This window comes from Methylophaga sp. OBS1 (assembly GCF_026319365.1).
The window spans coordinates 299061-316045 of sequence record NZ_JAPDMS010000004.1; the positions used below are offsets into that span (position 1 = coordinate 299061).

Here is a 16985-nt window from a genome sequence, read left to right on the forward strand (position 1 = left end):
AGGGCAGGATTTTTTCTATGCGCAGACTGTTTATTTCCGATCTCCATCTCAGCCCGGCTCGTCCCGCGCTGACAGAGATGGCTTGCGAGTTTCTTGACGCCCAGCAGGGGCAGGTTGATGAAATCTATATCCTTGGTGACATTTTCAACACCTGGCTGGGTGATGATTTGGTGCCTACTGAATTCAGTCCCTTTGTCACTGTCCTGCAAAAGCTTTCAGACAGCGGCATCAAACTATATCTGATGGTGGGTAACCGCGACTTTATGCTGGGTAAGGGTTTTGCCAAAAAAGTGGGCGCCAGCTTACTGGGTGATAGTTACCCAATCCAGTTTGGCGATCACGCTGCGCTGCTTCTGCATGGTGACACGCTATGCCTGGATGATATCAGCTATCAGCGTTACCGGAAGGTAGTCAGAAACCGTTTTCTTCAATGGTGTTTTCTGAAGTTACCGGCCCGCTTCCGGCAGAATATCTCAGACCAGATTATCGCCAAGAGCAAACAGAAAAAGCAGCATAAAACCGCGATGATAATGGATGTGAATCAATCAGAAGTCTCGCGGATGATTGAGACCCATCAGATCGATATTCTGATTCACGGCCACACTCACAGACCGGCGATTCATGAACTAGCAACTTCAAATGACAAGCCGAGTTATCGGGTGGTGCTGGGAGACTGGGATAACCATATCAGTTATCTCATAGCCGATGACCGGCAGCTGACACTGCATGATCACCGGCTGGATTCAGGTTTTCAAAGCTTAAGATTGATCTGAAGTCTGTTCGAGAATCTCTTTTAAACGTTCTGGAGGCACGTATCCAGGCAACATCTGTCCGTTTTCCGTAAACAGTGCAGGGGTGCCCTGAACGCCCAGTTTCTGACCAGTCTCAAACTCGGCCTTGACCGGGTTATCACAGGTCTTGGCTTTCATTTCCTCGCCCGCTTTAGCCCGTGTCATCGCATCATGTCGGTCCTCGTTACACCAGACGGTAACGGCTTCATCATAGGATTGGGAACCAATACCACCGCGTGGGTAGGCCATGTAGCGGATACGAATGCCAAGGTCTTTGTATTGCTCGATTTCAGAGTGCATTTTACGACAATATACACAGTCGATATCGGTAAAAACGGTCAGCGTATGTTCTGTCTGTTTCGGCTCAAAGATGATCATGTCTTTCTCATCCAGACTGTCGATAATATCTTTACGCAGACTGACGCGACGCTGTTCGGTCAGGTTAGTTCTGGATTCCAGCGACACCAACTCCCCCTGCAACACATAACGGCCATCGGCTGAGAAGTAGAGAATTTCGCCATTGATAACCCCTTCGTATAAGTCGGCGTTATCCACTTTTTTGAGGCTGTCTATGGCAACACCCGGCAGGCTCTGTTCCAGTTTTTGTCTGAGCTTGTCTGATTCTGCGGCATGACTGATGCCGATGAAGAGCAACGGGGCAATAACAAGTAGATGTTTCAGCATTAAAGTTTCCTAGTCTCTGAAATTATTGAACTGTAGCGGCATCTCGATGCTTTCTTCCGCTTTGAGCATCGCGATGATTTGCTGCAGTTCATCACGTTTCTTACCGGTGACGCGAACGCTCTCGCCCTGTACCGCAGCCTGCACTTTGATTTTACTGTCTTTAATCAGCTTGACGATTTTTCGGGACACGTCCTTATCAAGCCCCTCACGGACAATCACATCCTGTTTACGCAATTTGCCGAGGCCAACTGGATCTTTGACTTCCAGGCAACCGAGTTCAATCCCGCGCTTTACCAGCTTAAGTCGTAAAATATCCAGCAACTGTTCAAGCTGAAAATCACTATCAGCGAAAAGGGTGAGCACTTTGTCCGACTGTTCGACTCTGGCTTCGGTTCCACGGAAATCAAAGCGGTTTTTCAATTCGCGGTTGGCCTGATCAACGGCGTTGGTCAGCTCATGTTTATCAACTTCGGATACGATATCAAAGGAAGGCATGCCCTGCTCCGGCTAATTCAATCAAGCGGCAAGTTTAACATCGCGATCATATTGCGTCAGTCTGCTCAACCACGCGGGTGATGCTGTCCATGCAATTTTTTCAGCCGTTCTTTGGCGACATGGGTGTAAATCTGGGTGGTGGAGAGATCAGAATGTCCCAGTAATAACTGAACCACACGCAGATCGGCACCATGGTTCAACAGATGAGTCGCGAAGGCATGCCGCAATGTATGCGGCGATAAATGCTTCTGGATATCCGCCTGTTTGGCATAGCGCTTAATGATGTACCAGAAGGCCTGACGGGTCATCGCCTTGCCACGGCGGGTAGGGAATAAATCATCCGTGACCTGACCATTAAGCAGCCCCGGCCGACTCTCAATCAGATAATCCTGTAGCCAGTCCAGTGCCACTTCACCCACCGGCACCAGTCGCTCCTTGTTGCCTTTGCCGATACAGCGAATCAGGCCCTGCCGAACGTTAAACTGCTCCTGTTTCAGACTGACCAGTTCTGACACCCGCAGACCAGTGGCATAGAGCAATTCCAGCATGGTTCTGTCACGCAGGCCCAGCACATCGGTGACATCCGGCTGTGCCAGCAAGTCTTCCACTTCCTGTTCGGTCAGACTGTCCGGTAAGGGTTTGCCCAGACGTGGCGACTCAAGTTGCGCGGTGGGATCACTGTCACGCAGATCTTCTCGCAATAAATAGCGATAAAAGCGTCTCAGTGTGGAGAGCAGCCGCGCTTCGCTTCTGACCTTACGTCCTTCACGCATACGCTGGCTTTGATAACGTTGAATGTCCTGCTGAGTGGCTGCAGCCAGATCGACATCAAATTGAGACAACCAGCCTGCAAAGGCCAACAGGTCGCGTCGGTAGGCTTCAATCGTATTCTGGCTGAGGCCGGCTTCCAGCCACAGGCTGTCCAGAAAACGTTCCAGGTAACGGCTGGGCTGAGTGGATTCTTGCGTCGTCATGTCTGCATTAGATTAGCAGCAGGCAATAAAAAAGGGCAGTGGAAAACCACTGCCCTTTTCGGTAATCCGGGTCCGAATGAACCGCTGAATTACAATTTTTCTTTAATACGTGCTGCTTTACCAGTCAGGTCACGCAGGTAGTACAGTTTAGAACGACGTACATCACCACGACGTTTGACTTCGATGCTGGCGATAGTCGGGCTGTGAGTCTGGAATACACGCTCTACGCCTACCCCGCTGGAGATTTTACGAACGGTAAAAGCAGAGTGCAGACCCCGGTTGCGCTTGGCAATCACGACGCCTTCAAACGCCTGTTCACGCTCACGGTCGCCTTCTTTGATTTTGACTTTAACAACAACAGTATCGCCCGCTGAAAACTCAGGGACATCCTGTTTCATTTGTTCAGCGTTCAGCTGTTCGATAATGTTACTCATTGTTTAACTCCCAACTAATCCTGCCCGCTCTCGGCAATAAATTCTTCTAATAACGCCTGCTGCTCATCGGTCAATGTTTTATCTGCCAACAAGTCAGGTCGTCGCAACCATGTTCGTCCCAAGGACTGTTTAAGGCGCCATTTGCGTATCGCTTCATGGTCACCGCCCAGCAATACCTCGGGTACTGTCTGGTCAAATAACTTTTCCGGTCTGGTGTAATGCGGGCAGTCCAGCAAACCTGCTACAAAAGAATCCTGCTCGGCAGAATTCTCGTCGCCCAATACACCGGGTAACAATCTGGCCACACCATCAATCAGCACCATGGCTGCCAGTTCACCACCACTGAGGACATAGTCACCAATCGACCATTCCTCATCAATCTGCTTTTCAATCAGGCGTTCATCAATGCCTTCATAACGCCCGGCAACCAGTATCATTTTGTCTCTGCCTGCCAGCTGTTTCAGCGCCTGCTGATTCAGTTTCCTGCCCTGTGGTGACAGATAAATCACTTTGGCATCATCACCCAGTTCCTGCTTCGCTGCCGTGATGGCTTCACTCAGCGGAGCGACTTTCATGACCATGCCCGGTCCACCACCGTAAGGTCTGTCGTCCACGGTTCGATGGCGGTCGTGCGTATAATCACGCGGATTCCAGTATTTGAGTTCCAGAATCCCCTGGGTCACTGCCCGACCTGTCACCCCAAATTCGGTGACGGCATCAAACATTGGCGGGAACAGGGATATCACACCCAGGCGCATCAACCTCGCTCCCTAAAAATCTTTGTCCCAGTCCACCCGGATAAGCTTGTTATCCAAATCAACCAGTTTGACAATTTCATCCATCACAAACGGAATCAATCGCTCTGTGCCTTTTGCCTTAACCACCAGCACGTCGTTGGCGCCGGTTTCCAGCAAGTGGTCCACCTGTCCCAGCAAATCGCCGTCCAGGTTTTCCACGCTCAGGCCCATCAGATCAGCCCAATAGAATTCGTCCTCTTCGGTCGGCTCCAGCTGGTCTTTCTTAATCGCCAGCTCAGCACCGATGAGTGGCTGAACCTGATCGCGGTCGGTGACGTTGGCAATGCCCATCACCAGACCTTTTCCCTGCAAGTGCCCACCGGACACCTTGATTTCTATCCACTCCCCCTGTCGTGACAGGAACAGTGGTGAATACTCCAGGATGTTGGCGCGGGGTTCAGTAAAGGAGTAGACCTTGACCCAACCTTTTACGCCAAAGGCGCCGGATATTTTACCTACCGGGATAAACTCCTCGGATGTTGCCATACCCGCACCTGTTCTTTATTCAAGCAGCCGCTTTTTGAGCTTCTTCAATCAGCTTGGCAACACGCTCAGAAGTTTGTGCACCCTGGCTAATCCAATGAGCAGCGCGGTCCAGATCAACGCGCAGTTTCTCTTCCTGACCACGTGCGATCGGGTTGAAGAAACCAATGCGTTCGATGTAACGACCATCACGCGCATTGCGTGAGTCGGTGACGACGATACCGTAGAAAGGACGCTTCTTGGCGCCGCTGCGAGTCAATCTAATTGTTACCATATTCTTTATGCCCGTTGAAAAACTGGATCGGAAAACCGTCGTATTTTACGCAAGTCTCCCGGGTTTGCAAAGTCTTAGTTTACTATTTGTAGCAGGTGATGCTCGGTAGACCTAAAACGGCATGCCACCGCCACCCATTCCGCCCATCGGGAATTTGCCGCCCATGCCCCGCATGAGCTTGGCCATGCCACCCTTAGAGCCCATTTTCTTCATCATTTTCTGCATCTGCGTGAACTGCTTGAGCAGACGATTGACGTCCTGAATCTGCGTGCCACTGCCGGCAGCGATACGTTTCTTACGTGAACCTTTGATAATATCCGGGCGGCGGCGCTCTTTTGGGGTCATCGAGTTAATGATGGCTTCCAGCTTGCCCAGCTCCTTGTCATTGACCTGGTTCTTGGCCGCATCCGGTATATTCGCCATGCCAGGCAGTTTATCCAGCATGGAACCGATGCCGCCCATCTTGCCCATCTGCTGAAGTTGCTCACGGAAGTCATCCAGATCAAAGCCTTTACCCTTTTTAAGCTTCTTGGCAAGCTTTTCAGCGGAATCGACATCCATTTTTCGCTGGGCTTCTTCCACCAGCGACAACACATCACCCATGCCCAGGATACGAGATACTACACGGTCAGGGTGGAAAGGTTCCAGTGCTGCGGTCTTTTCACCGACCCCCATAAACTTGATAGGTTTACCGGTGATATGGCGGATAGACAGGGCGGCACCGCCACGGGCGTCACCATCTGCCTTGGTCAGAATCACACCGGTCAACGGCAAGGCATCGTTAAATGCTTTGGCTGTGTTGGCGGCATCCTGACCGGTCATGCTGTCGACAGTAAATAGGGTTTCAACCGGGTTGATGGCGGCATGAATCTGTTTGATCTCGGTCATCATGTCGTCATCGATATGCAAGCGACCGGCAGTATCGATTATCACCACATCGACATAATCACGCTTAGCCTGTTCTATCGCATTTTTGGCGATATCGACCGGGTTCTGATCCGATTGACTCGGGAAAAACCTGGCTTCGACTTCGCCGGCCAGTGTCTGCAGCTGGTCAATTGCCGCGGGTCGGTAGACGTCGGTACTGGCGACCATCACCGATTTACGATCGCGCTCTTTCAGCCAGCGCGCCAGCTTGGCGACACTGGTCGTTTTACCCGCACCCTGCAGGCCGGCCATCAGAATTACGGCGGGTGGCTGGGTATTCAGATTCAGGCCCGGGTTGGCCTCGCCCATCACAGCAACCAGTTCGTCATTGACGACTTTGACCAGCGCCTGGCCCGGTGTCAGGCTACGCAGGACATCCTGTCCCATCGCCCGCTCTTTGACGCGGTTGATAAATTCACGGACGACCGGTAGCGCGACATCGGCCTCAAGCAGGGCCATGCGTACTTCGCGCAGCGTCTCTTTTACATTGTCTTCAGTGATACGGCCCTGACCACGGAGTGACTTTAGCGTACTCCCCAGTCTTTCACTTAAACTGTCAAACATAGATCACCCTAGATGGCTGGCATAGGCTGCCAGTGTTTAATGCTTCAAAAGCATAGTATAACTGATATATTGTTTCCGACAGGATGACCTCGTTTATCATTGACATTTGAGATAACAAATCCTCCAAGGATCGAATGAAATATGGCCATTGCCAACGCTCTCGCTTTTCTGCTCTATCTGAGCAGTAGTGCAATTCTTATCCGGCGCTTTGTACAGAAGGGTCAATCTGCGGTAAAACCCGGGGTTCCGGTCGCGATTCTGATCATTATGGCGCTGCTGTTTCACGCGGCTGATATCTTTTTTACGATGCATGCCGCCGGTGGTTGGGATCTGGGACTTTTCTCAACCTTTTCTGTAACCACCTGGCTGATGGCTTTCATCACGCTGATCGTGGGTAGCAGGATGCCCGACTCACATCCGGGCATTGTGGTTTATCCGCTGGTCGCGCTTAGCCTGATGCTCAGGGTGGAACTCCCATCGCCCGAGCCTCCGTCCCTGTCGGATCCGGCGCTGGAGTGGCATGTGCTGCTATCTCTGGCTGCCTATAGCCTGTTTATGCTGGCCGCGATTCAGGCCGTCGTGCTGGCGATTCAGGAAAAACACCTGCGTCGGCATCATGTCGCCGGTATCATCCGCAAACTGCCACCTTTACAGACGATGGAGAAAGGGCTGTTTCAGTTGCTGATAACGGGCTTTGTCCTACTTACCATTGGCCTGATTACCGGTTTCATGTTTGTCGATGATTTGCTGGCCCAGCACCTGGTACACAAAACTGTCTTATCAGTGATTGCCTGGTGTGTGTTCGCTGCCCTGCTGTGGGGCCGGCTGCGCTATGGCTGGCGAGGAAAAACCGCGGTTAAATGGACCTTAAGTGGTTTTGGCTTTTTGTTACTGGCCTATATGGGCAGTAAATTTGTACTCGAATATTTGGTGAACTGACACGCCCATGCTTGAAGAGACCTCCTTACTGGTTCTGTTTTTAATTCTGTTTGGTTTGCTGTTCGTCTCAGCGTTTTTCTCCAGCTCCGAAACCGCCCTGATGTCGCTTAACCGCTACCGGTTAAAACATCTTGAGCAGGAAGGTCATCGCGGTGCGCTGATTGCCGGGCAGTTGTTGAGTCGGCCAGATCGACTGATCGGGCTGATACTGCTCGGTAATAACTTCGTCAATATCCTGGCTTCAGCGATCGCCACGGTGATCGGGATAAAATTGTTGGGAGAAAACGGCATTGTGGTGGCGACATTCGCGCTGACTCTGATTATCCTGCTGTTCGCTGAAGTCACGCCTAAAACGCTGGCTGCGCTGCACCCGGAGCGGGTTGCTTTCCCAGCCAGTTTTCTGCTGAAACCCTTGTTATTTATCCTTTATCCTCTGGTCTGGTTCACCAACAGCATTACCAACCGCATGGTGCGCCTGTTTGGGGTGTCACCTGAGGATGCCGCCACCACGGCCATCAATGTCGAAGAGCTGCGTGTCGCCCTGATTGAAGCAGGCAGCATGATTCCCAAACGTCACAAAGATATGCTGATGAGTATCCTGGATTTGGAAAAAGTCACAGTGAATGATGTGATGGTGCCGCGCAATGAAATTGAAGGGCTGGATATCAATGCGCCGTTTCCGGATATCATCAAACAGCTGTCTCACTGTGGCTATACCCGTCTTCCGGTTTATGAAGACACAATGGATAACATCGTCGGTATTCTGCATCTGCGCAAAGCATTACATTTACTGACCCAGGACAATCTGACACCGGAAACCCTGCGGGCCATTATAAAAAACGCCTACTTTGTTCCGGAAGGCACGCCACTCAATACTCAACTGATCAACTTTCAACGTAACCGTCGGCGCACCGGGCTGGTTGTCGATGAATACGGTGATCTGCTGGGACTGATCACGCTGGAGGATATTTTCCGCGAGATTGTCGGTGAATTTACCGCTGACACCATTGATGAAGACAAGGAAATACATCCTCAGGAAGACGGCAGTTATCTGATTAACGGCACCGCCACTATTCGTGACATCAACCGCAGCAATAATTGGGAACTCCCCACCGATGGACCTAAAACTATCAACGGCCTGGTGCTGGAGCATCTGGAAAGCATCCCCGATCCGGGGGTCAGCATTCGCTGGGGTGACTATGTGATCGAAGTCGTGCAGACGGCCGACAATGCCATAAAAACCCTGCGGATCCGGCGCATTGAAGCCGAGTTGGAGGAGGATGCCTGACCTTGTCGACTCTGCGTCTTAAGCTGGTAGGACTAAACGGTATCGACAGAAACTCACTCCGTTCGATGCTGAGACTATCGGCTGATTTGTTGACGTCAGAGTGGATCCTGGTTGAAGAAGGTCAGGCGGATCTTGAGATTTATGCATTTGATACCGACACGGGTCAGCAAGCCTGGCAAAACCGTGGCCAGAGTTATACCGCCCTGCTGACTAACACCGGCAATGTCAGTGAGCCGGTCGACATCGTACTCAGAAAACCCTTGCTCAAGTCCAGCTTCTCGGAAGCATTAAACCTGGTGGAAGAAAAGATCCGCCTGCAGCAGATCATGCCGCAAGCCGATAGCCCGGCTAAAAAAGTTGAAAGTCCCATTAAGTGGTCAGCGTGGACGGCAAAATGGCTTGACAACCTGAAGCTTCGAAAACAGCCTTCCTCAAAGCTGCCACAGTTGAATTTAAAGACTCCAGCCACGGACCCATTAGCCAATCGTCGCGATACCATCACTGATCCCGGCCTGCTATTAGCCTGGCTGAGTCAATTGCCCAAAGAAGCCCATCAGCGGACATCGACCCTGCTCAGTCACATCGTCGTTTTATCACAACTCAGACTGAAACCACTACTGATGTTACAACTGCTTGAGAGCTACCGCACTGAAATTCACGCCCTCCTTTTCACCCGCGACATTTCAGCAGTGAAACGCGATATGTATGCCACCGCCGAGAATCTGCGAGCCATTCAAAACATCAGTGAACTGATTGCCACTCTGGGTCTCGGTTACCAGCAACTTGCCCGCCACCCCTATCAAAGGGGAGCGACACCGGACCACAACAATCTGCTTCTGTTTTGCCTCAACCGCAGTACTGAACAGCAGGCGCTGCTTATACTGCATGCATACCAGTATTATCGGAAAGCGCCTGCTGGCAGCTGGCACTGGCTGCATCAGCAGTATTTATATCAGGAGCAGGCTCAGACCCTGATGCAAACGGTGAGCTTAAGAGAGCAGCATCAATCGCGTAGTTTTTATGATTTGTACCTGCAAATCACACTGACCGCATTAGCTGACCCATACAGCCTGGCCCGCTTTGATGTCATCAGACTATTTCGTCTGATGACCGAGTTCACCGATAAAGTTGAGACCGGTACGCTCAGCGACAAATTGATCAACTCCACCAGCAACTTCATGTTGACCGGTCATTTCTGCATTGATACCGATAGTGACCTCATGCCCCAAGCCATGGTGAAAATGCCAGCATCGGTCCGGCAACGCCCCTCAACGCGCCTGCTCAATACGCAACCGGCACTGCTTTCTATCGAGAACCTGTTCAAGGATGCTAAATCAGGCCCTTACGCTTCACTGGATACCGAATTACGCTTACTTAAAAAAATCATCCCTCAACTCAACACCACGCATGAACGTCGCTATCACCGGCTCAACTCGGCAAAACATCGCAAGGCGATCATTGTTCATGGCATCAGTTATGTTCATCAGAGTCTACAGACCGAGAAACCCAATGGCCTGGACTGGCACCTGGCAAATCAAGGCAGCGGTGGCATCATGGCCAAGCGCGCAAGCAGGGATTGTTGTCACCTTAATATTGGTGATTTCGTCGGAATTTTTGAACCGGGTGTCGCCGTGAAATTAGCCAGTGTAAGGTGGCTTTTTGTTGATACTGAAGCAGACACAGTTATCGGGCTTGAACTTATTGAGGGAAAACCTGTCCCGGTATTTTGTACCCCTGATGGTGAAGCAGAGCAGCATCCAGCGTTGATTATGCCAACAACCAGGCCAAAAGAACCCGCAGCAATGATCACGGAGAAAGGGCTGTATTCACCCAGACGACGGCTCAGGGTCAAGGACCATGGCGAGCCCTATATCGCCGAGGCAAGTGGTATCATTGACAGCACGCTGGATTACGAACTCTTCAACTTCACCATCAAGCAAGGTTCATAAAACCGCCATCATGCCCTATCATGATGCGGTATTGCAGGATTTCTCTTCATAAACGGAATATTGACTATGCGCATTGCCCTAAAACTGCTTTTTGCCATCATTTTGATTATCGTGGCCGGTCTGGTCGCATTGCCATTCATCGTTGACCCCAACGATTACAAAGATGAAATTTCCACTCAAGTTGAGAAAGTCACCGGACGCAATCTGACTCTGCAGGGTGATATCGAACTCTCCGTATTCCCCTGGATTGCGTTGGAATTGGGGCCGCTGTCACTCAGTAATGCCGAGGGATTCAAAGCCGACTCTTTTGCCAAGGTTGAACAGGCAGAAATTCGCATCAAACTGATGCCTTTGTTGAAAAAACAACTGGAAATGGACACGGTAGTGCTCGACGGGCTGGTGCTGAATCTCGAGACCAACAAGCAAGGCCAGACCAACTGGGACGATCTGACCCAGGCCGACGAAGTCGTTGAAGAAAAGGCCAAACCCAGCGAAGAAAAAGCCGGACCGGCATTGGCCGCGGTCAGCATTGCCGGTGTCAAACTGACCAATGCCAACATTTTATGGTCTGATGCCTCTCAGGGCGTTAATTATCAGCTGAGAAATCTCAATCTCACCACCGACCCGTTGGTACCGGGGGAACCCACCTCACTGGATATGGCATTTGATTTGATCAGTGCCAAACCGGAAGTGAAGGCCCATGTCACGCTCAACTCCGAAGTAATGGTCGACATGGAGAAACAGCAATACGCACTGACCGACTTGAGTTTCACCACTATCGCTCAGGGTAAGGCATTGCCTTTTACTCAGGCTGACGTGGCACTGGAAGGTGATATTAACGCGGATATGGCACAGCAACTGGTCACCCTCAGCGATATGGCGCTGACTGCCAAAGCCAACAATGAGCAGCAAACGATTGATGCCAAGCTGACCGGTAAAATCAACAGCAACCTGGGCAGTCAGCAAACCACCATCGATGGGCTGAACCTGACGGCAGATATCACTGATCCGTCTCTACCGGGTGAACAGGCCCAACTTGAGCTCACTACTAACGTCAGCGCCAATCTTGAACAGCAGACTGTCACGCTCACTGCATTGCGGCTGTCGCTGCAGGAGCTGCTGATGGAAGCCGACATCAAGGCGAACAACATTCTGTCTGACAACCCGGGTTTTGCCGGTAGTGTCCATATTCAGCCATTTAACCTGCGGCAACTGGCAGATGATATGAATGTTGAACTGCCGGCAATGGCCGATAACAGCACACTGGAAAAAATCGAGCTGCGATCAGAATTCGAGGGCTCAACTTCCAGCATCAATGCCAAGCAACTGGACCTGACCCTGGATCAGAGCAAGCTCACCGGGCAGTTTGCAGTCAACAATTTCAGCAAACCCGGCTTTAACTTTAATCTGAAACTGGATCAAATTGACCTGGATCGTTACCTGCCACCTGTTGAAGAAAACGAGGACAAACCAGCGGCTTCACCGGCTACAGCGGCGACGGGTGGTTCCAGTGCGCTGCCACTCGACACGCTGCGTCAAATCAATGCCAAAGGCAAAATTGATATTGGCAAGATGACGGCGAGTGGTCTGACCAGTGAAAATATTCACGTCACTATCAACGCTGAAAACGGCCTGGTAAAGCTGACACCGATGCGCGCTGACCTTTATCAGGGTCAATACAACGGTAACGTCAGCCTGGATGCGCGCGGCGACAAGCTCAAACTCTCAATCGATGAGAGCGTCAAAGGGGTCCAGGCCGAACCCCTGCTGAAAGATATGACCGGTGAGGCTAAGATCACGGGTACCGCCAATGCTAACGCCAAACTCAGCGGCAGCGGTGCTACCGTTGAGGAGATCAAACAAACCCTGAGTGGTAATGGCGGTTTCTCCTTCAGCGAAGGCGCGTTGAAAGGTATCAATATCGCTGAGGCGATCCGCAAAGCCAAAGCCGCGCTCTCCGGACAAAAACCGGCAGCATCAGATGAGCCGGTGCAGACCGATTTCTCTGCGCTGAGTGGCACTTTCACTGCAAATAATGGGGTGATTGACAATCAGGATCTGGCACTGAAATCACCATTACTCCGGATCAATGGCGCGGGGCAGGCCAGTCTGCCTCAGGAGACCATAGACTACAGCCTCAAGGTAGCGGTGGTTGGCACTATTGCCGGACAGGGCGGAAAAGAACTGGCTGAACTCAAAGGGCTCAGTATTCCCGTCAAAATTACCGGCACTTTCAGTAATCCCAAGCCAACCGTTGATCTGGCGAGTATGGTGAAAGACAAAGCCAAGGAAGAACTCAAAGGCAAGGCCGAAGAAAAACTTAAAGAAAAACTGGGTGATGATCTCGGTGGACTGCTTGGCGGTGCTTTAGGCACAAAATCAAAGACTGAAGATTCCGCTGCCAACGGCGAGCCAGAAAAAACTGAAAGTAGTGATGAGCAGTCCGGTTCGGAGGCGGCGCCGGCGGAAGAAGAAAAATCACCTGAAAAGCAACTCGAAGACGCGGTTAAGGACAAACTGAAAAACTTCTTTTGATCACACCAGCATTAAATCCTGCCCGCGACTGAGGATCGGTCGCGGGCTTTTTTCTGTCCGACTATGACCGCGAAATTCAACTTTTCCCAAGCCCTACTCAACTGGTATGACCAGTACGGCCGGAAGGATCTGCCCTGGCAACAGGATCCAACACCGTATCATGTCTGGTTGTCCGAGATTATGCTGCAGCAAACGCAGGTCAGCACCGTTATTGATTATTACCAGCGCTTTACGCGACGCTTTCCCGACCTGCAAACACTGGCAACTGCCCAGCAGGATGAAGTCTTAGCTTACTGGTCCGGCCTGGGTTATTACGCCCGTGCCCGTAACCTTCATAAAACCGCGCAGCTGATTGTTGAACTTTATGAAGGAGAGATGCCGGCCAGCCTGGAAGACCTGACCAGCCTGCCAGGCATCGGTCGATCCACCGCTGGTGCGATTATGAGCTTGGCTTTTCATCAACGATTCCCGATTCTGGATGGCAATGTGAAACGGGTCCTGGCGCGTTATTTTGCCGTTGATGGCTGGCCCGGCGTCAAACAGGTGGAAAACCGGCTCTGGTCATATGCTGAACAACTGCTGCCAGAGACGCGGATTGCCAACTATATCCAGGCGCAAATGGATCTCGGTGCTACCTTGTGTACCCGTACTAAACCCGATTGCCGCCATTGTCCGTTGAAGACTGATTGCCAGGCCCATGCTCTGGGTCAGCCAGAAGCTTTTCCCGGTAAAAAACCCAAAAAAGCCATTCCTATCCGCAAGACATGCTGGCTGGTATTACTCAACATGTCTGGCGAGGTGCTACTGGAGCAGCGCCCGCAGCAAGGAATCTGGGGTGGCTTGTGGAGCTTCCCGGAAATCAGTGATGATGAAAACATTAACCATTATTGCGAGCAGCACTGGAAAATCGAGGTCCAATCCACTACGAATCTGACACCACGGCAACATGTCTTTACCCATTTCAGGTTGGATATCCACCCCGTACTGCTGCGTTGCAGAATCAAAGGGGTTGCCGACAAAGACCAGGGCAAGTGGTATAGAATAGAAGATACTTATGAACTGGGCCTGCCGGCACCGGTGAAATCATTTTTGAAAACGTTAAATTATTAGAGGGTACTTATGGCACGCATGGTTCATTGCGCCAAACTCAACAAAGAGGCTGAAGGTCTCGATTTTCCACCTTATCCCGGTGAGATGGGGAAAAAGCTTTACGAATCCGTTTCCAAGGAAGCCTGGCAGATGTGGTTGAGTCAGCAAACGATGCTGATAAACGAATATCGTCTGTCCCTGGCTGATCCCAAATCGCAGGCATTTCTCAAAACTGAAATGGAAAAGTTCTTCTTTGGTGAAGGCTCTGCGCCACCTTCTGACTATGTGCCGGAATAAGCTTCTTCATTCAATTTTCCGCTAAAAGTCGAAATTTCGATATCCTCAGGCCAATTTCTGACTGTAACGACTTCATGTCGATACTGAAGCCTGGCACTGCCCAAAGCCCCTGCCATTATTGACTTAATGACATAACCAGCCCATGGAAAGCTCAGGACGTCGGCTGCTTACAAACAAAAAAATTTGCATTTATTGACGCAAAATGCTGACTTCTTTGCATTTTTTAGGGTTACAATGCAATAAGCTTCCTCTGAAGCTGATTTTCGCTGGCGCTGGAAAGCACCGGTATAGTTTTAAAGATTGAGGTTGATATGGCAGATCAAGTAACAGGAAAAGTTAAATGGTTCAATGATGCTAAGGGATTCGGCTTTATTGAACAGGTGGATGGCCCGGATGTCTTTGTCCATCACACTGCGATTCAGGCAGAGGGCTTTAGAACATTGAAAGAAGGTCAGAGCGTGACCATGCAAGTGACCCAGGGTCAAAAAGGACCACAAGCGGAAAACGTTGTCCCCGGATAATCTATCCCGCAGATAAGAATTCAAAAGCCGGTCGGCACAAGCTGACCGGCTTTTTTTATGTTGCAGATTGGTTCAACCGCCATGATATCGCTTCAGCATCGGTTGGTTTCGCGTCTGGTCTCTTGATGCTGCTCAACTGTCGTTTATTGACAAGTAGGCGCCGTCATACAAAGTTCCAGATTTGACCTCTATCTGTCATCGGTATTATTCATCATCACATTCCGAATTTAACTTGACTGCAAAAGCGCATCGGCGACAATGAACCAGAGTATGACAGCAATGCCGCTGCCACAAGCAAAGGATACCGCGATGAAAGCCAGAACATTCGTAACCATATTGCTTATCACCCCGCTGTTGACGATCAACAGCGCCAGCGCCGACTGGAACACGATGCTGAATGATCTGAAAGACGCAGGTAAAACCCTGTTGCCTGGTGAGCAGGCCAACAGCAACTCGCTGGACAGCGGCACGTTGGTGTCAGGCCTGAAAGAAGCCCTCAATGTCGGCAGTCAACGCGCGATAGACAGGATCAGTCAGACCGATGGCTATCTGGGTAACCCTGAAATCCGTATACCTCTGCCACCGCAAGTAGAAAAAGTCGGCAATCTGCTACGCCAGGTCGGAATGAGCGAAATGGCTGATGAATTCCAAACCAGTATCAACCGTGCCGCGGAAGAAGCTGCCCCTGAGGCGACTTCGATTATTGTTGATGCCATCCAGCGCATGACGATTTCAGATGCCAGGAATATTCTCAATGGACCCGAGAATGCTGCCACTCAGTATTTCCGGGAACAGACCAGCGGTCGACTGACAGAACTGTTCCGTCCCAGCATCAAAAACTCTCTGGACCAAGTTGGCTCAACCCGCTACTACAATCAACTCAGCGACAGGGTTGCCAACGTACCGGTCGTCGGTCAGGAACTGAACGTTGATTTGCCTGATTACGTGACGGAGCAGGCACTCAATGGCCTATTCACGATGCTGGCAATGGAAGAGAAAAAGATCCGCGAGAATCCTGCAGCTCGAACTACCGAATTATTGAAAACCGTATTCGGTCAGCAGTAATTGGGCCGTTTGCTACTCTTACGGAGCCGAATGTAATAACATAATGCCCGCAAAAACTGTAAAGGAAAAACCATGGCTTTATCGCATAACCTCAACCTGGCTAGTCAGGGAACATCCCTTAAAGCACTGTTCAGCGGCTACTTGATCGTTGTTGCTGTCGGTTATCTGATGGCCGTCGTTCAGATTCAACTGACCCACGGTCTTGCCGACGGTGAATATGGCCTGTCAATTGATGACATCGTCTACAGCTATTATGGGAACCGCAGTAACTCATTACTGGAAAACAAACTGCACGGCTCCATGAAGCCGATGGCTACCGATGAGGAACGGGATGCGATCATCAACTGGATTCATCAGGGCGCGACCGAAGAAGCTTATCAGGAACAGGGTATTCAGAGCATTTTTGAATCCAAGTGTATTGTCTGTCACAACGCTGATGGTGGTGGTATCCCTGATTACAGCGATTTTCAGAACATCAAAGACCGCGCCCTGGTTGATACCGGTGTCAGCATCTCGGCGCTGGCTCGCGTCTCGCACATTCACTTGTTCGGTATCGCCTTTATCTTTATGTTTGTCGGCCTGATCTTCAGTTTGGCCGCTGGCGTACCCAAGCCGCTCAAGGTGATTGCCATCTCCACACCGTATGTTTTTCTTCTGGTGGATATCGCCTCCTGGTGGTTAACCAAACTGAATCCTAATTTCGCCTGGCTTGTTATCATTGCCGGTGGGTCAATGGCCTTGTCATTTGCCTTTATGTGGACCGTCTCCATGTACGAAATGTGGATCCTGCCACGCCGCGGTGTTGATGACCGCGATGCGCTACTGGATGAATAATAATTAGTTTCCGAACTTAATTCAGGAAAAGCCATTGTTTTAATA

18 protein-coding genes are annotated in these 16985 nt (G+C 50.8%); 10 read left to right on the forward strand and 8 right to left on the reverse strand.

Features of this window, described 5'->3' with window-relative positions:
* The first annotated feature begins 17 nt into the window (after nucleotides 1–17).
* Nucleotides 18–773, forward strand: a complete 756-nt coding sequence (locus OMQ46_RS12900) for a UDP-2,3-diacylglucosamine diphosphatase (protein WP_266237435.1) — start codon at nucleotides 18–20, stop codon at nucleotides 771–773.
* On the opposite strand, the gene OMQ46_RS12905 is transcribed toward OMQ46_RS12900, so the two are convergent.
* The 8 genes from OMQ46_RS12905 to ffh form a co-directional block, all read right to left on the reverse strand.
* Nucleotides 759–1475, reverse strand: a complete 717-nt coding sequence (locus OMQ46_RS12905; RefSeq protein ID WP_266237436.1) for a DsbC family protein — start codon at nucleotides 1473–1475, stop codon at nucleotides 759–761. The genes OMQ46_RS12900 and OMQ46_RS12905 overlap by 15 nt on opposite strands.
* A 9-nt stretch (nucleotides 1476–1484) precedes the next feature.
* Nucleotides 1485–1970: a YajQ family cyclic di-GMP-binding protein gene (locus tag OMQ46_RS12910; protein WP_266237437.1), complete on the reverse strand. Its 486-nt coding sequence runs from the start codon at nucleotides 1968–1970 to the stop codon at nucleotides 1485–1487.
* 65 nt (nucleotides 1971–2035) lie between these two features.
* On the reverse strand, nucleotides 2036–2944 hold the full coding sequence (gene xerD, locus OMQ46_RS12915; protein ID WP_266237438.1) for a site-specific tyrosine recombinase XerD: 909 nt from the start codon (nucleotides 2942–2944) through the stop codon (nucleotides 2036–2038).
* A gap of 89 nt (nucleotides 2945–3033) precedes the next feature.
* Nucleotides 3034–3378 (reverse strand): 50S ribosomal protein L19, encoded by a 345-nt coding sequence (gene rplS, locus OMQ46_RS12920; RefSeq protein ID WP_266237439.1) that lies wholly within the window; start codon nucleotides 3376–3378, stop codon nucleotides 3034–3036.
* Between the two features lie 14 nt (nucleotides 3379–3392).
* A complete protein-coding gene (trmD, locus tag OMQ46_RS12925) occupies nucleotides 3393–4136 on the reverse strand; it encodes a tRNA (guanosine(37)-N1)-methyltransferase TrmD (protein WP_266237441.1) in 744 nt (247 codons plus the stop codon).
* A gap of 12 nt (nucleotides 4137–4148) precedes the next feature.
* Complete coding sequence (rimM, locus tag OMQ46_RS12930; protein WP_266237442.1) at nucleotides 4149–4661, reverse strand: ribosome maturation factor RimM; 513 nt, start codon at nucleotides 4659–4661, stop codon at nucleotides 4149–4151.
* A gap of 19 nt (nucleotides 4662–4680) precedes the next feature.
* Nucleotides 4681–4932: a 30S ribosomal protein S16 gene (rpsP, locus tag OMQ46_RS12935; protein ID WP_266237444.1), complete on the reverse strand. Its 252-nt coding sequence runs from the start codon at nucleotides 4930–4932 to the stop codon at nucleotides 4681–4683.
* Nucleotides 4933–5043: 111 nt separating this feature from the next.
* Nucleotides 5044–6423 (reverse strand): signal recognition particle protein, encoded by a 1380-nt coding sequence (gene ffh, locus OMQ46_RS12940; RefSeq protein WP_266237445.1) that lies wholly within the window; start codon nucleotides 6421–6423, stop codon nucleotides 5044–5046.
* Nucleotides 6424–6564: 141 nt separating this feature from the next.
* Here ffh and OMQ46_RS12945 point away from each other — a divergent pair, with 141 nt between their 5' ends.
* The 9 genes from OMQ46_RS12945 to OMQ46_RS12985 all read left to right on the forward strand — a co-directional run bounded on the left by OMQ46_RS12945 (nucleotide 6565) and on the right by OMQ46_RS12985 (nucleotide 16940).
* Nucleotides 6565–7362 (forward strand): cytochrome C assembly family protein, encoded by a 798-nt coding sequence (locus tag OMQ46_RS12945; RefSeq protein WP_266237446.1) that lies wholly within the window; start codon nucleotides 6565–6567, stop codon nucleotides 7360–7362.
* Nucleotides 7363–7369: 7 nt separating this feature from the next.
* The gene (locus OMQ46_RS12950) at nucleotides 7370–8650 is read left to right on the forward strand and encodes an HlyC/CorC family transporter (protein ID WP_266237447.1); all 1281 of its coding nucleotides are present in this window, start codon (nucleotides 7370–7372) and stop codon (nucleotides 8648–8650) included.
* A gap of 2 nt (nucleotides 8651–8652) precedes the next feature.
* Entirely contained in the window at nucleotides 8653–10599 is a 1947-nt protein-coding gene (locus tag OMQ46_RS12955; RefSeq protein WP_266237448.1) for a hypothetical protein, read from the forward strand.
* Nucleotides 10600–10665: 66 nt separating this feature from the next.
* Nucleotides 10666–13134, forward strand: coding sequence for an AsmA family protein (locus tag OMQ46_RS12960; protein ID WP_266237450.1), 2469 nt, complete (start codon nucleotides 10666–10668; stop codon nucleotides 13132–13134).
* A gap of 63 nt (nucleotides 13135–13197) precedes the next feature.
* Complete coding sequence (mutY, locus tag OMQ46_RS12965) at nucleotides 13198–14244, forward strand: A/G-specific adenine glycosylase (RefSeq protein WP_266237452.1); 1047 nt, start codon at nucleotides 13198–13200, stop codon at nucleotides 14242–14244.
* A 9-nt stretch (nucleotides 14245–14253) separates the two neighbouring features.
* A complete protein-coding gene (locus OMQ46_RS12970; protein ID WP_266237454.1) occupies nucleotides 14254–14520 on the forward strand; it encodes an oxidative damage protection protein in 267 nt (88 codons plus the stop codon).
* A 311-nt stretch (nucleotides 14521–14831) separates the two neighbouring features.
* Nucleotides 14832–15041, forward strand: a complete 210-nt coding sequence (locus OMQ46_RS12975; RefSeq protein WP_266237455.1) for a cold-shock protein — start codon at nucleotides 14832–14834, stop codon at nucleotides 15039–15041.
* 309 nt (nucleotides 15042–15350) lie between these two features.
* Nucleotides 15351–16106 (forward strand): DUF4197 domain-containing protein, encoded by a 756-nt coding sequence (locus tag OMQ46_RS12980; RefSeq protein WP_266237456.1) that lies wholly within the window; start codon nucleotides 15351–15353, stop codon nucleotides 16104–16106.
* A gap of 72 nt (nucleotides 16107–16178) precedes the next feature.
* Complete coding sequence (locus OMQ46_RS12985; protein WP_266237457.1) at nucleotides 16179–16940, forward strand: elongation factor-1 alpha; 762 nt, start codon at nucleotides 16179–16181, stop codon at nucleotides 16938–16940.
* Nucleotides 16941–16985 lie beyond the last annotated feature (45 nt).

Coding starts and splice junctions, on each gene's coding strand:
- rpsP (WP_266237444.1), bottom strand. CDS start 4,932: ATGGTAACAATTAGATTGACTCGCAGCGGCGCCAAGAAGCGTCCTTTC.
- OMQ46_RS12905 (WP_266237436.1), bottom strand. CDS start 1,475: ATGCTGAAACATCTACTTGTTATTGCCCCGTTGCTCTTCATCGGCATC.
- rimM (WP_266237442.1), bottom strand. CDS start 4,661: ATGGCAACATCCGAGGAGTTTATCCCGGTAGGTAAAATATCCGGCGCC.
- ffh (WP_266237445.1), bottom strand. CDS start 6,423: ATGTTTGACAGTTTAAGTGAAAGACTGGGGAGTACGCTAAAGTCACTC.
- OMQ46_RS12985 (WP_266237457.1), top strand. CDS start 16,179: ATGGCTTTATCGCATAACCTCAACCTGGCTAGTCAGGGAACATCCCTT.
- rplS (WP_266237439.1), bottom strand. CDS start 3,378: ATGAGTAACATTATCGAACAGCTGAACGCTGAACAAATGAAACAGGAT.
- trmD (WP_266237441.1), bottom strand. CDS start 4,136: ATGCGCCTGGGTGTGATATCCCTGTTCCCGCCAATGTTTGATGCCGTC.
- OMQ46_RS12900 (WP_266237435.1), top strand. CDS start 18: ATGCGCAGACTGTTTATTTCCGATCTCCATCTCAGCCCGGCTCGTCCC.
- mutY (WP_266237452.1), top strand. CDS start 13,198: ATGACCGCGAAATTCAACTTTTCCCAAGCCCTACTCAACTGGTATGAC.
- OMQ46_RS12975 (WP_266237455.1), top strand. CDS start 14,832: ATGGCAGATCAAGTAACAGGAAAAGTTAAATGGTTCAATGATGCTAAG.
- OMQ46_RS12960 (WP_266237450.1), top strand. CDS start 10,666: ATGCGCATTGCCCTAAAACTGCTTTTTGCCATCATTTTGATTATCGTG.
- OMQ46_RS12910 (WP_266237437.1), bottom strand. CDS start 1,970: ATGCCTTCCTTTGATATCGTATCCGAAGTTGATAAACATGAGCTGACC.
- OMQ46_RS12970 (WP_266237454.1), top strand. CDS start 14,254: ATGGCACGCATGGTTCATTGCGCCAAACTCAACAAAGAGGCTGAAGGT.
- OMQ46_RS12950 (WP_266237447.1), top strand. CDS start 7,370: ATGCTTGAAGAGACCTCCTTACTGGTTCTGTTTTTAATTCTGTTTGGT.
- OMQ46_RS12945 (WP_266237446.1), top strand. CDS start 6,565: ATGGCCATTGCCAACGCTCTCGCTTTTCTGCTCTATCTGAGCAGTAGT.
- xerD (WP_266237438.1), bottom strand. CDS start 2,944: ATGACGACGCAAGAATCCACTCAGCCCAGCCGTTACCTGGAACGTTTT.
- OMQ46_RS12980 (WP_266237456.1), top strand. CDS start 15,351: ATGAAAGCCAGAACATTCGTAACCATATTGCTTATCACCCCGCTGTTG.